We start from the raw sequence: 18,263 nt of genomic DNA, 5'->3' as shown, positions 1-18,263 counted from the left end.
TGGAAGTGTTATGGTTCATACGAGTGATCAAACCGGGCCGGCCCGGCAAGTAAAAGTCAAGCAAACGCGCAGCCCGCTTCGGTATCGGCATTGTATGCGCACTCTCTTCCTGATGTCAGCAACCGTGCTGATGACCCCTGTCTTGCCGCTTCTCATCGGCTGACAGGGCAGACGGTCCGCTCTCTCTCGGGACAGATTTTGCTCAGCCCCGCGTATCGGGGAATGAAATGTTGGCCACCTGCTCTGCGATCGGATCGGTCGAGAGTGGGTGGCTTTCGTTTTCGTAGGCGCTGATGTGCTGCATCGGCTCCCATTTGCCGCCGCGATAGATCTCCACCGCGTCAAACTGGGCCTTGTAACCCATCTTGTCCGAACCCGGCACCCAATAGCCAAGGTAGACGTAGGGCAGCCCCGCCTCCCGCGCGATCTCGATGTGATCGAGGATCATCCATGTGCCAAGCGAATTGCGATGCAGATCCGGATCGTAGAAGGAATAGACCATCGACAGCCCGTCATCGAGCATGTCGGTCAGGCAGACAGCGCTGAGCGCGTCGGTTCCGCTGTCGATATATTCGATCACCCGGCTGCGGATCGGGGTTTCTTCGACCATGGCCGCGAACTCGAACACATCCATATCCGCCATGCCGCCATCCGCGTGGCGCACGTCGAGATAGCGGCGGAACAGGTCATATTGCTCTTCGGTCGCCCAGGGCGAGGTGGCGCGGCGGGTCAGGAAGGCGTTTTTCTTGATCGCCCGGCGCTGGCTGCGCGTCGGCTCGAACCGGCTGACGTCGATCCGCGCGGAAAGACAGGCCGCGCAGTCGGAGCAGGACGGGCGGTAGAGCACATTCTGGGAGCGGCGGAAGCCCTGTTTGGACAGGGTGTCGTTCAGCTTCTGGGCGTTGTCGCCTTGCAAAGCGGTAAACAGTTTTCGCTCCATCCGGCCCTTCAGATACGGGCAGGGCTGCGGTGCCGTCACATAAAATTGCGGCGCGATGGGAAGCGAATGACGCATAAGGCAGTAAAGACTCGTTGCTGGACCCTGACGGTAGCAAGGATATTTTTCTACGCCAACCCCCCTGACAAGCGGTAAACCCCGCCGAGGCGGGGTTTTTCTTAACACTAGGTTAACTGTTCCGTGAGTGTGCGGCGTGTCAGGCCCGCTTGTTCAGCGCGACACTGTTCATCACCATGTCGGTCAAACCCTGACCGCGTTCGGTGAACAGCATCATCGCGATAGAGATCAACTGTAGCGGGAAAACCGCAAGGGAAATCGTATAGCCGAGCGTATGCAGGAATGCCTGGCTCAGATCGAAACGCTGGCCGCGAGCATCGCGGAACTCGATGGCCATCATGCGCATGCCCCAGGTGGCGGAACCGCCTCCGATGGTGGCCACGCGATACAGAAAACTGACGATGGCAAACAGCGGCGCAAAAATGAATGCCGCAAGTCCGACGGTAAAAATGAGGATCGGTACCATCAGGATGGTGACGATGACAAAATCGATCACCCAGGCAAAACCACGCTTGATCGCGACGCCTTCATAGAAGGCAGCCTGGCGCTCAGGGTCGGGCAGGTGGGTGTAGGTATCGGTATACATGGTGTCCCTATTGTACTGGATGGGGCGGCCCCGAAAAAGGGGCCGCTTTGTGTTACTGCGCCGATCAGGCGTCTTCGGTCTTCCGCTCTTCGGCCGCGCGCTTTTCGCGATCGTCCATGAACTGGTCGAACTCGGCCTTGTCCTTGGCTTCACGCAGACGCTCGAGGAAGGCCTCGAAGGCACCTTGCTCGTCCATCAGGCGGCGCAGGGTTTCTTCCTTGTAGGCGTCAAAGGCGCTGTTGCCGCTGGGCTTCATCGCGCCGAAAGCGTGACGGCGATGGCTGTGGGACGAATGACGGCAGGATTTGTTGAACATGCGTTTGCTCCAGATCATGTAAGCCAGAAGGGCGAGGCCAACCGGCCAGAAGAAGATGAACCCGAGAACCATGGCTGCGATCCACGCGCCTTTACCGCGCTGATCAAGCCAGGCCTCGCTCCGTGAGAACCAGCCAGCGGGGGCGGGAACGTCTGCGGTATAGGTGGCGGTGGTCATGTCTCTCTCCGTTTCAGGTTGTGTATGTGAATGTCTTTCACATTACATCAGATCGGGATTGAGGAGCCTGCTTGCAAGGGTTCATGTGAATGTTTTTTACATTTTCTTGGGAAGGTGATTTATTTCAATGACTTGAGGGGATTGGAATCTGCGAATTTTGGGTGGTATTCGAGGTGGAGAAGCCGGAAATTCTAAGAAAATTCTGCCGTTTCTTGATCTTTGGAGCGGAATTACTCCGTGAAATCCGCAACCACAGCGTCGGTCAGCTTGGGAAGGGTTGTGGGATTCATGGGAAAGACATGGCGCGGCGTGCCTGCTGCGGCCCAGACCGTCTCAAATTCCAGTAGCCGGGGGTCCAGCCACGCCCGGATCGGGTTCAGATGCCCCAGCGGCGAAACCCCGCCAATGGCAAAGCCGGTCTGGCTGCGGATCAGCGCGGCATCGGCCTTGCCCAAGGGCTCTCCCGCCAGAGCCGTGGCTTTCTCCGCACAGACCTTGTTGCCGCCAGCGGTCAGGAAGAGCACGGCATCCCCGGTGGCCTCGGCGCGGAAAATGATGGACTTGGCGATCTGATCGACCACGCAGCCGATGCTGTCTGCCGCGTCCTGCGCGGTTCGGGCCTGACCGACTTCCCGTATGCCATCGTCAAGGCCAGCTTCAAGGATGGCGCGGCGCACGCGGGCGAGACTCTTGCTCATGGGACTTCCTCACGTCTGTTTGCGGCACCGTGGCGCGAGGGAGGTGCGGCTGCAAGGGGTGTTGCGCTTTTTGCGGCTCCATGGCCATGTGCGGCCATGACACTGACATCTCGCATATCCCGTTTGCCGCGCCCTTTTGAACCTGACCGAGGAGAGGAGGCACGGGCTGCCTGTGCCTGGGCAGAAGGACCATTGGCAGATCTGATTGCCGGGACGGGGGGCTCGTCGCCTTATCTCAAAGGGTTGATAGAGCGCGAAAGCGCCTGGCTCGAAGGGGCGGTGGAGGATCCCGAAGCGGCGTTGAAGGCTCTGTTCGAAACCATGGAAGCGCTGCCGCCCGATCAGGTCGCCTCCGGATTGCGGCAGTCCAAGCGGCGCGTGGCATTGTTGTCGGGCCTGTGTGATCTGGCCGGGGCATGGCCTCTGGAGACGGTCACGGCGGCGCTGACCGATTTTGGCGACACGGCGGTGCGCGTGGCCATGCACGCGGCGCTGATCCCCGAGGCGCGGCGCGGCAAGCTGCCCGGCGCGTCCGAGGATGATCTTGAGGACATGGGCGGCTGGGTTGCGCTGGCCATGGGCAAGATGGGCGCGCATGAGCTGAACTACAGCTCTGACATTGACCTGATCTGCCTGTTTGACGAGACCCGCTACGACCCGGCCGATTACCACGATGCCCGCGCCAGTCTGGTTCGGGCCACCCGCAAGATGGCGCAGACTTTGAATGAGCCAACCGGCGAGGGTTATGTGCTGCGCACCGATTTGCGGCTGCGGCCCGATCCGTCCGTGACGCCTGTCTGCATGGCGATGGAAGCGGCGGAGCGCTACTACGAAAGCCTTGGCCGGACGTGGGAGCGCGCGGCCTATATCAAGGCACGGCCATCGGCGGGGGATATGCAGGCCGGAGCACGGTTCCTGCAGACTTTGAAGCCCTTTGTCTGGCGCAAGCATCTCGATTTTGCAGCCATTCAGGACGCCCACGACATGCGGCTGCGCTACCGGGAGCACAAGGGCATGGGCGGCGCGATCACCCTGCCGGGGCACAATATGAAGCTGGGGCGCGGGGGCATTCGCGAAATCGAGTTCTTCACCCAGACCCGCCAGCTGATTGCCGGGGGGCGCGATCCGGAGTTGCGGCTGCGCGGCACGGTGCCGGGGCTGACGGCCCTCGCCGAAAAAGGTTGGATTCCCGAGGATGTCGCCGAGACGCTGGCTGATCACTACCGTTTCCACCGCGAAGTGGAGCACCGGGTTCAGATGGTGCGCGATGCGCAGACCCATGTTCTGCCGTCTTCGCCTGAAGGGTTTCAGCGGCTGGCCTGTCTCATGGGGCGGGATCTGGCGGATCTGGAGACGGACCTGCACGAGCGGCTGACCGAGGTGCACGGGCTGACCGAAAGCTTCTTTGCGCCTGAAGAGGGGGACGGCACGCCGGAGGCGCAGGAGCTGGCCCAAAACGAGATTGTCGTTCGTTGGCCAACCTATCCGGCGCTGCGTTCGGAGCGGGCGGTGGAGATTTTTCGGCGCCTGCGCCCGGAGATTCTGCGGCGGCTGTCGGAAACCGCCAAACCCGAAGAGGCGCTTGTGGCCTTTGACGGGTTCCTCGCGGGGCTGCCCGCCGGGGTCCAGCTTTTCTCGCTCTTCGAAGCCAATCCGCAGCTGATTGATCTGCTGATCGACATTGTCGGCACCTCGCCGGATCTGGCCCGCTACCTCGCCCGCAACGCCTCTGTGTTTGACGCGGTGATTGGCGGTGGTTTCTTTGCGCCCTGGCCGGGTGCGGCTGTGCTGCGCGCGGACCTTGCGGAGCAACTGGCGCAGGAGCAAGACTACGAACGCCAGCTTGATCTGACCCGGCGTTGGGGCAAGGAATGGCATTTCCGCGTTGGCGTGCACCTGCTGCGCGGGTTGATGGAGCCGGAAGAGGCGGGTCAGGCCTATGCGCATCTGGCCGAAGCCACGCTTGCGGCTCTGTTCCCGGTGGTTCAACAAGAGTTCGCCCGCAAACATGGGGCCGCGCCGGGGCGTGGGGCGGTGGTGCTGGGTATGGGCAGCCTCGGCTCAGCGCGGCTGCACGCACGCTCGGATCTCGACATCATTGTCATCTATGATCCGCAGGACGTGGACGCCTCCGACGGGCGGCGGCCTTTGCCGTCCCGGACCTATTATGCCCGTCTGACGCAGGCCTTGGTGACAGCGATGACCGCACCCATGGCCGAAGGGCGGCTCTATGAGGTGGACATGCGCCTGCGCCCGTCGGGCAACCAGGGGCCTGTGGCGACATCCTGGGGCGCGTTCCAGAGCTACCAGAAGGAGCAAGCCTGGACCTGGGAGCATCTGGCGTTGACGCGGGCCCGTGTTGTGGCCGGATCGCCGGAGTTGACGGCGGATGTAGAGGCGTTCCGGGCAACGCTTTTGGGCGCTGGGCGGGACGCCGCGCCAGTGCTGACAGAGGTTGCCAAGATGCGCGGGCGCATTCGCGCGGCCAAAGGCGACGGCGGGCCATGGGAGGCCAAGCTCGGCCCCGGCAAAATGCAGGAGATCGAGCTGATCGCACAGGCAGCATCCCTGATTGCGGGCAAGCCGGTACGGCAGGTGCCGCGCGCCATCCTGAAGGCCGATTGGCTGGATGCCGAAGGGCAGGGCGCTTTGCGCACGGCCTATGCGCTGGGCTGGGCAATCCAGATCGGCTCCCGGCTGGTCAGTGACAAACCGCTTGACCCCGAAGAGCTCGGGGCGGGCGGCTGTGCCTTTCTAAGCCGCTTGACGGGCTGCCCCGATATGGGTTCCTTGCAAGAACGGTTTGCGTTGGCGGCCAGGGCGGCGGCGGACGTGATTGATCAGGCTTTGCCGGAAGTGGAGGAGGAGACATGAAGGGCGATGCTTTGGACCCGAAAGGGTTGATCCGCGAGGCCTACAGGATCGAAGGGATCACGGAGCCGGAATGCCGGTCGATCTTCCTCGACTGGGCTTTGTCCATGCCGACGGACGTGGATACGGGCGTGTCGATTGGTGGTCTTCTGGCGCAATATGGCAAAGAGGCGGACCATCCGATGACCGGCGTTCTGCGCAGCGGGCTGGAAAGCGCTGGCAAACCGAAGCGACGCGGCGGGTACAAAACCCGCCCGCGGTAGGCGTAGCGCGACCTAGGCGTAGCGCGAAACAAACGCTTCGAGAATTTTCTCCGGCCAGGTCACATCCGCGGCCCGGCACATGGCGATCAGGTCATCCGCCGTCTCCGGCGGGAAGTAGCCTTTGTGCTTGTAGATGTTGATCCGCGTCTCGAACCCGGCCGCATCGGCCTCGGGGTGAAACTGCGTGGCGTAGACGTTGTCTCGGTAGCGGATCATCTGGAACGGGCAAGGGTCTGAGCGCAGCAGGTGTACAGCGCCATCTGGCAAGACTTGCAGCGCCTCCTTGTGACCGACAAAGGCGTCGAACTGGTCGGGCAATCCTGCCAGAAGCGGATCGCGCGCGCCGGCTTCTGTCTTGATGCAGGTCGAGGGGCCAACAGGCTCTCCGTAGCGCGCTTTGGAGACGTCCGAACGTAGGTGATATCCAAGAATTCCAATGCCATAGCAGCAGCCCATGAAAGGAATGTCGTTTTCGGTCACGGCGGGCATGAGCGACAGGCAGGCCGCCTCGATACGCGCCTCTATCGGGCTTTTGTCCTCCGGCGCGTCCGACACGCAGCCCGGCCCGCCACCGACGATTACACCGGCATAATCGCCGGGATCGAGCCCCTCGGGCAGGTCTTCGCAATCGAGCCGAATACGATGGCAGGCGTCGTCGTGCAGCCCCCCCTTTTCGAGGATTGCGTGGTATTCGTCGTCGCTGGCCTCCGCTTCGGGGCGCAGCTGCAGGATCAGGAAGCGGGACATTGTGCAGGCTTACGGCCAAGTGCGGGGATTGCCAAGGCCCACCCTTGGCAAAGGGGCGCATGATGCCCTATACGATCACAAATTTTCCAATTCGTGCGAAGAGGCGTCAGATATGGCCGGCCACAGTAAATGGGCAAACATCCAGCACCGCAAGGGCCGTCAGGACAAACTGCGGGCCAAGCTTTTCTCCAAACTTTCCAAAGAGATCACCATCGCTGCCAAGATGGGTGATCCGGACCCGGACAAGAACCCACGCCTGCGTCTGGCAGTCAAAGAAGCCAAGGGCCAATCCATGCCCAAGGACAACATCGAACGCGCGATCAAGAAATCCGTGGCCGGTGAAGGCGACGACTACGAAGAAATCCGCTACGAGGGCTACGGGCCCAATGGCGTGGCCGTGATCGTCGAGGCGATGACCGACAACCGCAACCGCACCGCCTCCACCGTGCGCTCGACCTTCACCAAGAACGGCGGCAACCTTGGCGAGACCGGCTCTGTTGGGTTCATGTTCGAGCGCAAGGGCGAGATCCTATACCCGGCTTCTGTGGGCGATGCGGACACCGTCATGATGGCGGCAATCGAAGCGGGCGCCGAGGATGTGGAATCCTCCGAAGACGGCCACGTGGTCTACTGCGCCGACACCGATCTCAACGAGGTGTCGAACGGCATGGAAGCGGAGCTGGGCGAGTCCGACAGCACCAAGCTGATCTGGAAGCCGACCACCACCACCGAGCTGGATCTGGACGGTCTGCAAGGTCTGATGAAGCTGGTCGATGCGCTGGAAGACGACGATGACGTGCAGCGCGTCACCACGAACTTCGAGGCCTCTGATGAAGTCATGGAGCAGTTCGGCGAAGGCTGATCGAAAAGACATTTCGAAAGTACGCCCGGGCCTCTGTCCCGGGCGTTCTTGTTTTTCAGGGCTGCCTTAGGCGGTGGTCTTCTGCGCTGACATGGCTCGGATCATCGTTGCACGGTCCTGTACCGCGCCGGTCTGCAGGTATTCCATCGCGCGCAATGCCGCGTCATGGGCGTCAAGGGACGATCCGCCGACACAGTCTTCGACCACGCGACAGAAATAATCCGACTGGTGGCCGTCCACAAATGTGTAGTGCACACAAACATCCGTGAGCCCGCCGCACAGGATCAGCGTGTCCACTTTCAGACCGCGCAGAAGGATTTCCAGATCGGTGCCGAAGAACGCGGAATACCGCCGTTTGGGGATCACGTAGTCGCCTTTGCGATATCCCATCTCTTCCTTCGCCACTTCTGTGCGGGGGTCTCCTTCAAGACAGTGAATGTCTTCGTCACCGTCCAGTTCACGGCCAAAGTCAATGAGATCAGGCCGGTGCACTTCTTGAATGAAGATCACGGGCACATCCGTTTCATGGGCCGCGTCAACAAGATCGCGGGCCGCGATCATGCGATCTTTGTAGCCCGGCATATTGTCGATGGAGCGCACGGTGCTGTCGTCGATAAACGTGCTCTTTTGAATGTCGATCACGACCAGTGCCGCGCGTCCTTCAATCAGCGCGCGGGCTGTTTTTGCCTTTGTGGTCATCGCGTGGTCCCTTTCTTGTCAATGCGCGTCCGAGCCGATCAGGAACATCCCCACCACCAACAGGCAGGTTCCCGAAACAGTTGCAAGGCTGAGCGTGTCACCGAAGAGTGTAAACCCCAACAGGACGGAGCCGACCGTCCCGATTCCGGTCCAAACCGGATAGGCTATGCCGAGCGGTAGGCTTTGCATCGCGGCATAGAGCGCCGCGAAACTCACGATCATTGCGAAAAAGGTCAGCGCGCCCAATGTGAGTGAGAAAGACATGCCGAGTTTTTTCAAACCGGCGGCCCAGGCGACTTCCAACGCCCCTGCAATGAACAGATTTATCCAAGCCATATCGACCTCGTTTTCTACAGGTCGTCCTGGTGACTGCTTTGCAAGGCCGGGCCGTCCCGACGAGCAGATCAGAAATGGCTACCGAGGCCGGGAGCCTGCGTCAAGCTCCCGGTTTCTTGGGTCGGGCGCGTTTGAGTTTACACCCGCATGCGCGGCACATCGAACGGGTCGAGATGCATGTCGATCAGCAATGGCCCCGATTGGCGCGCCAGGGCCTCTTCGACTGCGGCGAAATCTTCCGTGGAGCGAAGGTCAATACCATCCGCACCGAGGCTGCGCGCCACTGCCGCAAAGGAAGGCCAGTCAAAGGTGCTGAGGCCCGGGTCCATATTCTTGTCGAGATACTGGATGTGTTCAGCGCCATAGGCTGCATCGTTGCAAATGATGACGATCATCTTGAGGCCAAGCCGGACGGCGGTGTTGAACTCTGTCAAACCGCCCATCATGAAGCCGCCATCGCCGGTAAACAGAACCGTGGTGCGCTCCGGCGCGGCAACGCTCGCCCCAATGGCGGCCTGAAGCCCAAGACCGATGGAGCCGAAGTTGGTCAGGTCGAGGAAATCCTTCGGGCTGGCGACATCAACCCGGCACCAGACCTCTGTCATGAACCGGCCACCATCCGTGGCAAGAATGCGGTCACGGGGCAGGGCGGTGTTCAGCCAGTTGACGGCTTCAACGTAGTTGACGGTGCCTTCGGCTCGCGCGCGGGCCGTCGCGGGCTCATGTTGTCGCAGGGATGCGGAATCGAGCTCGCGAGTAAAACCGCTGGGCGGGATGTCCGCCTCGTTCAGCCAATAGACAAAGTTGTCCGCCGTCAGCCCCGCATCCGCGACGAGCGCGCAATCGGGGTGGACGGTTTGGCCGATGGCCGCAGCGTCCGTGTCGATCTGAACCACGCGTTTGCCCGAAAACAGTTTGCCGTGATCGGTTGTCCATTCGTTCAGGCTCGCGCCGAAGGTGACGATGCAATCGGATTTGGCAATCGCCTCATAACCGGCTGGCGTGCTGAGTGTGCCGCAAATGTCGATGCAATACGGATGATCGCCGAAGAGGCCCTTGGCTTTCAGGGTTGTGGCCAGCGGGGCCTCAAGCCGGTCTGCTAGGCGGGCCAGCGCCGGGGCCGCTTCGCGTGCGCCTTGTCCGGCAAGGATGAGCGGGCGGCGCGCCGAGGCGATCATACCCACGGCTTCATCCACGCCGTCACCCTCGGGCGCAAAGGCAGGCGTGTCGAAGGTGGCGTGCAAGACGCGCTTGTATTGGGCCGTCTGCCACATGAAATCGGCGGGCATGTTGAACAGGATGGGGCGCCGTTCGGCCTTGGCGCGGTAGAGTGCACGGGCGAGATCTTCGTTGGCGGTTGCCGGGCTGCGCAGTTGCTCAAAGCCCGCGCCGCACAGCGCCGCTACTTCGCGCTGGTTGATGCTTTGCAGATGTTGCGGGTTGTCGCCCGGTGTATCCCCGGCCATCAGCACCATCGGAACCTTGGCGCGTACCGCATCGGTCAGCGCAGTAATGCAGTTGGTCAAAGCAGGCCCGTGGGTGACGGTTGCAACGCCGACCTGCCCGGTGACCCGTGCAAACCCGTGCGCCATCAGCACCGCGCTGCCTTCATGCACCGCCGGAACGTAGCGCGCGCCGCTTTGTTGACGGAAGCTTTCGACCATGAAGAGGTTGGCATCGCCAATCAGCCCGAACAGCGTGTCGATCCCGTTGTCCGCCAGTCCGCAGGCCAATGCCTCGAAGGTGTTGATCGTCGCTTCCCGCATTTCGCGTGCCCCCTGTCAAATGTCGCGTCTTGCGAAGCGTAGAGCGGAGTCGGCTCACGAAGTGCGCAAACGAACCTGGGAAGCCGTCACTTCTTGCGTGTTTTGTGTGCATTTCTTAGAAAATGTGAGAATAGCGTGCATGATTGGAGGTCAAGATGACGCGAAAGCCGCTCGATTCGTTTGATGTGCGCATCCTGAACGCACTGCAAAAGGACGGTGCACTCAGCAACAGCGCCCTGGCCGAGATCGTGCATTTGTCAGCCTCGCAGTGTTCGCGCAGACGCGCGGCGCTCGAAGAGGCTGGGGTGATCGACCGGTACCGGGCCTGCCTGAACGCGGGGGTTCTGGGGCTCAAGCTGCATGCGATCGTCCGCCTGAACTTACAAAGGCACGATCAGGGCGCGGATCTGGCCCTGTCGAAATGGCTGAGCGATCAGCCAGAAATTCAATCCGCCTTCTCCATCTCGGGGGACGCAGACTACATTCTGACGGTCTGGGTGGAGGATCTGGAGACATTCTCGAACTTCGTGCACGACCGGCTTCTGAAGCAGCCGCAGATTGCCCAAGTGCGCTCTGAGTTCGTGCTCAAAACGCTCAAGGACTCGCAGGCTTTGCAGGTTGCCCCTGAAGTGTGAGTGGTGTGGTGCGCAAGGGGCACCGCGCGCGCCATTCCAGCCCACCTGTTCACCCGTAACGGCCCCTTGCCTCTTGACCTCTCCGGGCTCCACGCGGACAACCGTTAGCACCCTTTTGGCCTTCCGGAGACGCCGCCCATGAAATTCCGTTTTCCCATCGTCATTATCGATGAGGATTTCCGATCCGAGAACACCTCCGGCCTTGGCATCCGGGCCCTTGCCTCGGCGATCGAAGAGGAAGGTTTCGAAGTGCTTGGCGTCACCGGATACGGCGATCTGAGCCAGTTTGCGCAACAGCAAAGCCGCGCCAGCGCCTTTGTGCTTTCCATCGACGACGAAGAGTTCACCCCCGGACCGGACCTTGACCCGGCGGTGGTGAACCTGCGCAATTTCATCGAAGAAGTGCGCTGGAAAAACGCCGAAGTGCCGATTTTCCTGCATGGCGAAACCCGGACTTCGCGCCATCTGCCAAACGATATCCTGCGGGAATTGCACGGCTTTATCCATATGTTCGAGGATACCCCGGAGTTTGTCGCCAAGCTGATCATCCGTGAGGCCAAGGGCTATCTCGAATACATTCAGCCGCCGTTCTTCAAAGCGCTCTTGGACTATGCGGAAGACGGCTCCTACTCTTGGCACTGCCCCGGCCATTCCGGCGGCGTGGCCTTCCTGAAGAGCCCGATTGGCCAGATGTATCACCAGTTCTACGGTGAAAACATGCTGCGCGCGGATGTGTGCAACGCGGTCGAAGAGGTAGGCCAACTGCTCGACCACAACGGGGCAATTGGCGAGTCCGAGAAAAACGCCGCGCGGATTTTCAACGCCGATCACTGCTTTTTTGTCACCAACGGCACCTCCACCTCGAACAAGATGGTCTGGCACCACACCGTCGCTCCCGGTGACGTGGTGGTGGTCGACCGCAACTGTCACAAGTCGATCCTGCATTCGATCATCATGTGCGGCGCGATCCCGGTTTTCCTCAAACCTACGCGCAACCATTGGGGCATCATCGGCCCGATCCAGCGCAGCGAGTTTGAACCCGAGGCGATCAAGGCCAAGATCCGCGACAACCCTCTGTTGAAGGACTACGACGCGGACAAGGTGCAGCCGCGCATCATGACCCTGACGCAATCGACCTATGATGGCGTGCTCTACAACACAGAAACGATCAAATCCGCGCTCGACGGGTATGTCGAGAACCTGCATTTTGACGAAGCCTGGCTGCCCCACGCGGCGTTCCATCCGTTTTATGGCACCTATCACGCCATGGGCCGCAAGCGCGGGCGGACAAAAACATCCGTGACCTATGCCACGCAATCGGTGCACAAGCTGCTCGCCGGGATTTCGCAGGCATCCCATGTGCTTGTGCAGGATGCAGAGGAGGTGGCGCTCGATCGGCATCTGTTCAACGAAGCCTACCTGATGCACACCTCCACCTCGCCGCAGTATTCCATTCTGGCCTCTTGCGACGTGGCCGCCGCGATGATGGAGCCGCCGGGCGGCACGGCACTGGTTGAGGAAAGCATCGTCGAAAGCCTCGAATTCCGGCGTGCCATGAAAAAGGTCGAGCGGGAATACGCGGGCGAGTGGTGGTTCAAGGTCTGGGGGCCGGAAGACTTCGACGAGAACGAAGACGGCATGGGCCGCGCCCGCGACTGGCAGCTCAAGCGCACGGACAGCGACGGCGTGGAGCAGGGGGGCAAGGACAGCTGGCACGGCTTCGGTGACATGGCGCGTGATTTCACCATGCTCGATCCGATCAAGGCGACGATCATCAATCCCGGCCTCGACATCGACGGCAACTTCGGCGACAGCGGAATCCCCGCCAGCATCGTGTCCAAGTACCTGACCGAACACGGCGTTGTGGTTGAAAAGACAGGGCTTTACAGCTTCTTCATCCTCTTCACCATCGGCATCACCAAAGGGCGTTGGAACACGCTTCTGGCCGCTTTGCAGCAGTTCAAGGATGACTACGACAAGAACCAGCCGCTCTGGCGTGTCATGCCGGAGTTCTGCGCCGCGCAGCCGCGCTACGAGCGCATGGGCCTGCGCGATCTGTGTGATCATGTGCACGCACTTTATGCCAAATATGACGTGGCGCGGCTTTCGACGGAGATCTATCTCTCCGATCATCACCCGGCCATGACGCCTTCCGATGCCTACGCGCATATTGCCCGGCGCAAGACCGAACGGGTGGCCATCGACGATCTGGAAGGGCGGATCACCACCTCGCTTGTTACCCCTTATCCGCCCGGAATTCCGCTGCTGGTGCCCGGTGAGGTCTTCAACCGCAAAATCGTCGACTACCTGAAGTTCAACCGCGATTTCGCGCTCGAATGTCCGGGGTTCGAGACCGACATCCACGGGCTGGTACAGGTGTCCGGACCGGACGGGCGCGTGGCCTTCTTCGCCGATTGCGTCGCAGAGGCGGGCTAGGCGCACATGCCGTGGCGGGCGCTCATCCTTTTGACCCTTGCGGTTGGTCTTTCGGGGCTTGCCACGTGGTATTTTGGTGCGGACGTTCTGATCGCCCTTGGCCTGATCCTTGTCCAACTCAAGATCGTGGCCAAGAAGCTGTGGCTCATTGAATGGCCGGTCCTGCTGATCTGGCTGAAAACCCAGGGCTCCGCTTTTTTCAAAGTGGAGCTATTGAAGAAGTACCTGATGGGCACGCTGGTGCCGCTGATGCTGGGCAAACGGTTCTTCCGCCAGCTCAAGCTCTGGCTGTCCGGGTATCTGGACGGGGTGCGCGCGCGTCAGGCCGCCATGATGGCGTGGTTCAACGGGCTTTCCGGCGTCGAAAAGGGCGTGGCCTGGGCGATTATCCTTTTCGGCACGCTCGCCCTGTCGGTCAGCGGCCTTGGGCTCTGGCTCATCCTGTTTTCGGTCAAATTGCCGCTCTGGGTCGTCTCTGCCGCGCTTTCCCTGGGCAAGATGGTCTGGACCTCCGCGCAAAAGATGCTCTTTCGCGCCTTGGCCTTTTTGCAGTTGGGTTGGCTCTGGCTCGGCATCAAACGTTTGTTGCCCAAAAGCTGGCTTGACTGGAAGCGCCGCTGGGACTTCCGCGTCGCCCGCGCCGTGGTTCGCCGCCGCCGCCTGACGGTGATGCAACTGCATGACCGCAAAGACAGATTGCCCTTTCGCATGGGGGTGCTTCTGGAATACCTGTTTCGGATCGGGTGAAGGGAGAATCCTGAAAAATGACCGCCGCCATCGCCGGCTTCGCGCTCGGCCTCAGTTTGATCCTCGCCATCGGCGCGCAGAATGCCTTTGTCCTGCGGCAGGGCCTGCGCCGCGCCCATGTGCTGCCTGTTGTCCTTGTCTGTGCCATTTCCGATGCCGCGCTGATCGCTGCCGGGGTTGCGGGGTTTGGTGCACTGGTCGAAGCCATGCCGGGGCTTGAATGGTCCATGCGCCTCTTCGGCGCGGCCTTCCTGATCTGGTACGGGGCAAAAACGCTCTATTCCGCGTGGAAGGGCGGCGGTGCGCTCACCGCCGGGGAAGAGGCCGGCAGCCTGCGCAAGGCGGTCCTGACTTGCCTCGCCCTCACATGGCTGAACCCGCATGTCTATCTCGATACCGTGGTGCTGCTCGGTGCCATTTCGGCGCAATATGACAACCGCCTCGCTTTTGCGCTTGGGGCCATGACCGCCTCTTTCGCCTTCTTCTTCAGCCTCGGTTACGGCGCGCGTCTGCTCGCGCCGCTCTTCGCCAAACCGAGGGCGTGGCAGATCCTTGATCTGATCATTGCCCTGACCATGTGGGCTATCGCGGCGAAACTGCTGATCGGCTGAACCCGGGCCCCCTTGCCATCCCGGACAAACAGATTAAGCCTTGGGCCATGAATGCAAGCAGGCCCGGGGCGGGCATCTTCTGGATGATCATGACGGGGCTGTGCTTTGTTGCGGTCACGGCGCTGGTCAAAGCGCTGGGCGGGCGGGTTCCCGCGGCCGAAAGCGCTTTCCTGCGCTACCTTCTTGGCCTTGTCTTTCTCATCCCCATGTGGCCCGCCATGCGGCGCGCGCCGATGACGCCGCGCCTTTGGAAGCTGTTTGGTCTGCGCGGCCTTGTGCACACTTTCGGGGTGGTGATGTGGTTTTACGCCATGACCCGCATCCCGCTGGCCGAGGTGACCGCGCTGAACTATCTGAACCCGGTTTATGTCACGATCCTCGCCGTGCTGTTCCTGGGCGAGCGTCTTGCGCTGCGGCGGATTCTGGCGATCGTGGCGGCTCTCGCGGGCGCTTTGCTCATCCTCAGGCCGGGGTTTCGGGAGTTGGATGCGGGCCATATCGCCATGCTTGCCACGGCCTTTGCCTTCTCGCTTTCCTACCTTCTGGCCAAGATTTTCTCCGGCGAGGTCAGCGCCTCTGTCGTTGTCGGGATGCTCTCGATTACCGTCACCATCGGTCTTGCGCCGCTTGCCATTGCTGTCTGGGTCTGGCCCACATGGGGCGATCTGGCGATCCTGTTTGGTGTGGCCTGCTTTGCCACCGCAGGGCATTACACCATGACGCTCGCCTTCGCGGCCGCGCCGGTGACGGTGACGCAACCGATCACCTTCCTGCAATTGGTCTGGTCCGTGAGTATCGGTGCGCTGTTCTTTGGTGAACCTGCCGACCCTTGGGTCATCGCGGGCGGCACGGTGATCGTCGCCGCGGTTGTCTTCATCACATGGCGCGAAGCGGTGCTGAAACGGCGGGTCACTCCGGGGATGAACGAGACCAAAGGTTAACGCAGCGGCACTGTTGCGAAACGATCACGCTGCACGCACCGGCACTGTTTCCAAATCCCGAAAAATCCCTGCATCGGGCGCATTTCAGCCCGATTTCGCCAAGAGGGTGATCCCATCAAACGGGCACCAAAACGGGGTTTAGACCAATGTATGCCGACAACAAGATGACCTACGATCTGGGCGAAATCGAAGCCTTTCTGATGGCGGAGCGCGCCAAGGTTCTTTCCGACGCCGAATGGCGTTTTCGCATGCGTGGCTACGGCTACAACCTGCGCCGCACCGATGGCGGGATCGAAGTGGCACGCCTTCCGCAAAACACGCCGATTGGTGTGATCCAGGGCTGAGCCCGCCTGTAAAAGCAGCCCGCATGTCTGGCGTCGCCGATCCGGCGCGCCGCCTTCGCCAGGGGCCTGCGGTTTTTTATTGACTGGCCAGTCAAAAAACGGCACCAAAGTTCCATGCCCAAGATCGGACAGGAACCCATACGCCGCGCAGCGCTTGTCGCCGCTACCGTCGATGTCATCGGCGAGGCGGGCTCTCTTGATGTGACGGTTGGCCAGATTGCCCGCCGCGCAGGCATGTCCAGCGCGCTGGCGCATCACTATTTCGGCGGCAAGGCCCAGATATTTCTGGCGGCCATGCGCCATATCCTTACCGAATATGCGCTCGAAGTGCGCACGGCTCTGGCTGATGCGCCGCCCGAGCAGAGGCTCGAAGCCATCGTCCGGGCCAACTTCGCAGAAAGCTGCTTTCGGCCTCCCGCCATCTCCGCCTGGCTGAATTTCTACGTTCTGGCGCAGAGCGACGCAGAGGCGTCACGGCTTCTGAGCGTCTATCAATCCCGTCTTCGCTCCAACCTGACCCACGCCTTGCGCGGGCGCTGCAAAGACCCCGAGCAGGTCGCGGAATGCCTCTCGGCGCTGATTGACGGCGTCTACCTGCGCGCGGCCTTGGCCGGGCAGGGGGTCGGCGGGGCGGCGGATCGTGTTTTGCAGGCAGCCTACGCCATGATGGAGACCCCTGAATGAAGCCCAATATCCTGATTGTCATGGTGGATCAGCTCAATGGCACGCTGTTTCCGGACGGTCCCGCTGACTGGCTCCATGCGCCGAACCTGAAGGCTCTGGCTGCGCGCTCAACCCGGTTTCGCAACGCGTATACCGCCTCGCCGCTGTGCGCGCCGGGGCGGGCGAGCTTCATGTCGGGCCAGCTTCCGAGCATCAGCCGCGTGTATGACAACGCGGCCGAGTTTGCCTCTGATATTCCAACCTATGCCCACCATCTGCGCCGGGCCGGGTATTACACCTGCCTGTCGGGCAAGATGCACTTTGTCGGCCCGGACCAGATGCACGGTTTCGAGGATCGCCTGACCACGGATATCTACCCCGCTGATTTCGGCTGGACCCCGGATTACCGCAAGCCGGGTGAGCGCATTGATTGGTGGTATCACAACATGGGCTCGGTCACCGGCGCAGGCGTGGCCGAGATCTCCAACCAGATGGAATACGACGACGAGGTCGCGCATTTCGCCAAGATGAAGCTCTACGATCTGGCTCGCGGTCATGACGACCGGCCCTGGGCCCTGACCGTCAGCTTCACCCACCCGCATGATCCTTATGTGGCCCGCAAGAAATACTGGGATCTTTACGAAGACTGCGAACACCTCGACCCGCCGGTGCCGCCGATGGACTACGAGGATCACGATCCGCATTCCAAGCGGATCTTTGACGCCAACGACTGGCGCAGTTTCGACATCAGCCCTGAGGACGTGCGTCGCTCCCGCCGCGCCTATTTCGCCAATATCAGCTATCTCGATGACAAGATCGGCGAGTTGATGCAGGTGCTCGGCGACACCCGGCAAGAGGCCATTGTGCTGTTCGTATCGGACCACGGCGACATGCTGGGAGAGCGCGGCCTTTGGTTCAAGATGAGCTTCTTTGAAGGCTCTTCGCGGGTGCCGATGATGGTCGCTGTGCCGGGCGGCGAAGGCCAGCTCGTGACCGATCCGGTCAGCAATATCGACGTCTGCCCGACGCTGTGCGATCTGGCTGGTGTCGACATGTCCGAGGTCAGCCCTTGGACCGCCGGGGAAAGCCTCGTGCCTTTGATGAACGGCAAGGGCCGCGAAACGCCCGTTGCGATGGAATACGCCGCCGAGGCCTCTTATGCGCCGATGGTCTGCCTGCGTCAGGGGCCGTGGAAGTACACCCGCTGCGCGCTCGATCCCGATCAGCTTTTTGATTTGGACGCGGACCCGCACGAATTGACAAACCTTGCCGATGATCCTGCACAGGCGGATGTGCTGGCGGATTTCCGGACTCAGGCGGATGCCCGCTGGGACCTGGACCGTTTTGACGCGGATGTCCGGCAAAGCCAGGCCCGGCGCTGGGTGGTCTACGAAGCCCTGCGTGAGGGCGGCTATTACCCCTGGGACTACCAGCCCCTGCAAAAAGCATCAGAGCGCTACATGCGCAACCACATGGACCTGAACGTGGTCGAGGAAAACCAACGTTTCCCGCGCGGCGAATAACCGGCGGGCAATCGTAAGGACACAAAA

Annotated in this window: 19 protein-coding genes; 11 read left to right on the top strand and 8 right to left on the bottom strand. The window is 61.4% G+C overall.

Features of this window, described 5'->3' with window-relative positions:
• Positions 1 to 202: 202 nt before the first annotated feature.
• The 4 genes from E4662_RS16465 to E4662_RS16450 all read right to left on the bottom strand — a co-directional run bounded on the left by E4662_RS16465 (position 203) and on the right by E4662_RS16450 (position 2,792).
• The gene (locus E4662_RS16465) at positions 203 to 1,015 is read right to left on the bottom strand and encodes an arginyltransferase (protein ID WP_136442701.1); all 813 of its coding nucleotides are present in this window, start codon (positions 1,013 to 1,015) and stop codon (positions 203 to 205) included.
• Between the two features lie 139 nt (positions 1,016 to 1,154).
• The gene (locus E4662_RS16460; RefSeq protein ID WP_136442700.1) at positions 1,155 to 1,601 is read right to left on the bottom strand and encodes an RDD family protein; all 447 of its coding nucleotides are present in this window, start codon (positions 1,599 to 1,601) and stop codon (positions 1,155 to 1,157) included.
• Positions 1,602 to 1,665: 64 nt separating this feature from the next.
• The gene (locus tag E4662_RS16455; protein WP_136442699.1) at positions 1,666 to 2,094 is read right to left on the bottom strand and encodes a DUF2852 domain-containing protein; all 429 of its coding nucleotides are present in this window, start codon (positions 2,092 to 2,094) and stop codon (positions 1,666 to 1,668) included.
• Positions 2,095 to 2,324: 230 nt separating this feature from the next.
• Positions 2,325 to 2,792 (bottom strand): YbaK/EbsC family protein, encoded by a 468-nt coding sequence (locus E4662_RS16450; protein WP_136442698.1) that lies wholly within the window; start codon positions 2,790 to 2,792, stop codon positions 2,325 to 2,327.
• Between the two features lie 96 nt (positions 2,793 to 2,888).
• On the opposite strand from E4662_RS16450, the gene E4662_RS16445 reads away from it, so the two are divergent.
• Positions 2,889 to 5,666, top strand: coding sequence for a [protein-PII] uridylyltransferase family protein (locus tag E4662_RS16445; RefSeq protein WP_136442697.1), 2,778 nt, complete (start codon positions 2,889 to 2,891; stop codon positions 5,664 to 5,666).
• Positions 5,663 to 5,926 (top strand): hypothetical protein, encoded by a 264-nt coding sequence (locus tag E4662_RS16440; protein ID WP_136442696.1) that lies wholly within the window; start codon positions 5,663 to 5,665, stop codon positions 5,924 to 5,926. Before E4662_RS16445 ends, E4662_RS16440 begins: the two co-directional genes overlap by 4 nt.
• A 12-nt stretch (positions 5,927 to 5,938) precedes the next feature.
• On the opposite strand, the gene E4662_RS16435 is transcribed toward E4662_RS16440, so the two are convergent.
• Complete coding sequence (locus E4662_RS16435) at positions 5,939 to 6,673, bottom strand: glutamine amidotransferase (protein WP_136442695.1); 735 nt, start codon at positions 6,671 to 6,673, stop codon at positions 5,939 to 5,941.
• A 112-nt stretch (positions 6,674 to 6,785) separates the two neighbouring features.
• Between E4662_RS16435 and E4662_RS16430 the strand changes: the two genes are divergently transcribed.
• Positions 6,786 to 7,535, top strand: a complete 750-nt coding sequence (locus E4662_RS16430) for a YebC/PmpR family DNA-binding transcriptional regulator (RefSeq protein WP_136442694.1) — start codon at positions 6,786 to 6,788, stop codon at positions 7,533 to 7,535.
• 66 nt (positions 7,536 to 7,601) lie between these two features.
• Here the strand turns inward: E4662_RS16430 and E4662_RS16425 are convergent, their stop codons facing one another.
• From E4662_RS16425 to E4662_RS16415, 3 genes are all read right to left on the bottom strand, one after another.
• Positions 7,602 to 8,234 carry a cysteine hydrolase family protein gene (locus E4662_RS16425; RefSeq protein ID WP_136442693.1) on the bottom strand — a complete coding sequence of 211 codons (633 nt, stop codon included), beginning with the start codon at positions 8,232 to 8,234 and terminating at the stop codon, positions 7,602 to 7,604.
• 18 nt (positions 8,235 to 8,252) lie between these two features.
• Positions 8,253 to 8,570: a DMT family transporter gene (locus tag E4662_RS16420; RefSeq protein WP_136442692.1), complete on the bottom strand. Its 318-nt coding sequence runs from the start codon at positions 8,568 to 8,570 to the stop codon at positions 8,253 to 8,255.
• Between the two features lie 137 nt (positions 8,571 to 8,707).
• Positions 8,708 to 10,336: a thiamine pyrophosphate-binding protein gene (locus E4662_RS16415; RefSeq protein ID WP_136442691.1), complete on the bottom strand. Its 1,629-nt coding sequence runs from the start codon at positions 10,334 to 10,336 to the stop codon at positions 8,708 to 8,710.
• 155 nt (positions 10,337 to 10,491) lie between these two features.
• Between E4662_RS16415 and E4662_RS16410 the strand changes: the two genes are divergently transcribed.
• The 8 genes from E4662_RS16410 to betC all read left to right on the top strand — a co-directional run bounded on the left by E4662_RS16410 (position 10,492) and on the right by betC (position 18,236).
• A complete protein-coding gene (locus tag E4662_RS16410; protein ID WP_136442690.1) occupies positions 10,492 to 10,971 on the top strand; it encodes an Lrp/AsnC family transcriptional regulator in 480 nt (159 codons plus the stop codon).
• Positions 10,972 to 11,109: 138 nt separating this feature from the next.
• On the top strand, positions 11,110 to 13,407 hold the full coding sequence (locus E4662_RS16405) for an arginine/lysine/ornithine decarboxylase (RefSeq protein WP_136442689.1): 2,298 nt from the start codon (positions 11,110 to 11,112) through the stop codon (positions 13,405 to 13,407).
• A gap of 6 nt (positions 13,408 to 13,413) precedes the next feature.
• Complete coding sequence (locus E4662_RS16400; RefSeq protein WP_136442688.1) at positions 13,414 to 14,154, top strand: hypothetical protein; 741 nt, start codon at positions 13,414 to 13,416, stop codon at positions 14,152 to 14,154.
• A gap of 17 nt (positions 14,155 to 14,171) precedes the next feature.
• Positions 14,172 to 14,765, top strand: coding sequence for a LysE/ArgO family amino acid transporter (locus E4662_RS16395; protein WP_136442687.1), 594 nt, complete (start codon positions 14,172 to 14,174; stop codon positions 14,763 to 14,765).
• 47 nt (positions 14,766 to 14,812) lie between these two features.
• Positions 14,813 to 15,706 carry a DMT family transporter gene (locus E4662_RS16390; protein WP_240705223.1) on the top strand — a complete coding sequence of 298 codons (894 nt, stop codon included), beginning with the start codon at positions 14,813 to 14,815 and terminating at the stop codon, positions 15,704 to 15,706.
• Positions 15,707 to 15,852: 146 nt separating this feature from the next.
• Positions 15,853 to 16,050 (top strand): hypothetical protein, encoded by a 198-nt coding sequence (locus tag E4662_RS16385; protein WP_136442686.1) that lies wholly within the window; start codon positions 15,853 to 15,855, stop codon positions 16,048 to 16,050.
• 114 nt (positions 16,051 to 16,164) lie between these two features.
• A complete protein-coding gene (gene betI / locus E4662_RS16380) occupies positions 16,165 to 16,734 on the top strand; it encodes a choline-binding transcriptional repressor BetI (protein ID WP_136442685.1) in 570 nt (189 codons plus the stop codon).
• Entirely contained in the window at positions 16,731 to 18,236 is a 1,506-nt protein-coding gene (betC, locus tag E4662_RS16375) for a choline-sulfatase (protein ID WP_136442684.1), read from the top strand. The genes betI and betC overlap by 4 nt, the downstream gene beginning before the upstream one ends.
• The last annotated feature ends 27 nt before the right edge of the window (positions 18,237 to 18,263 follow it).

This window comes from Pacificoceanicola onchidii (assembly GCF_004804335.1).
Classification (GTDB): domain Bacteria; phylum Pseudomonadota; class Alphaproteobacteria; order Rhodobacterales; family Rhodobacteraceae; genus Pacificoceanicola; species Pacificoceanicola onchidii.
This window is presented reverse-complemented; position numbering and strand designations above follow the sequence as displayed.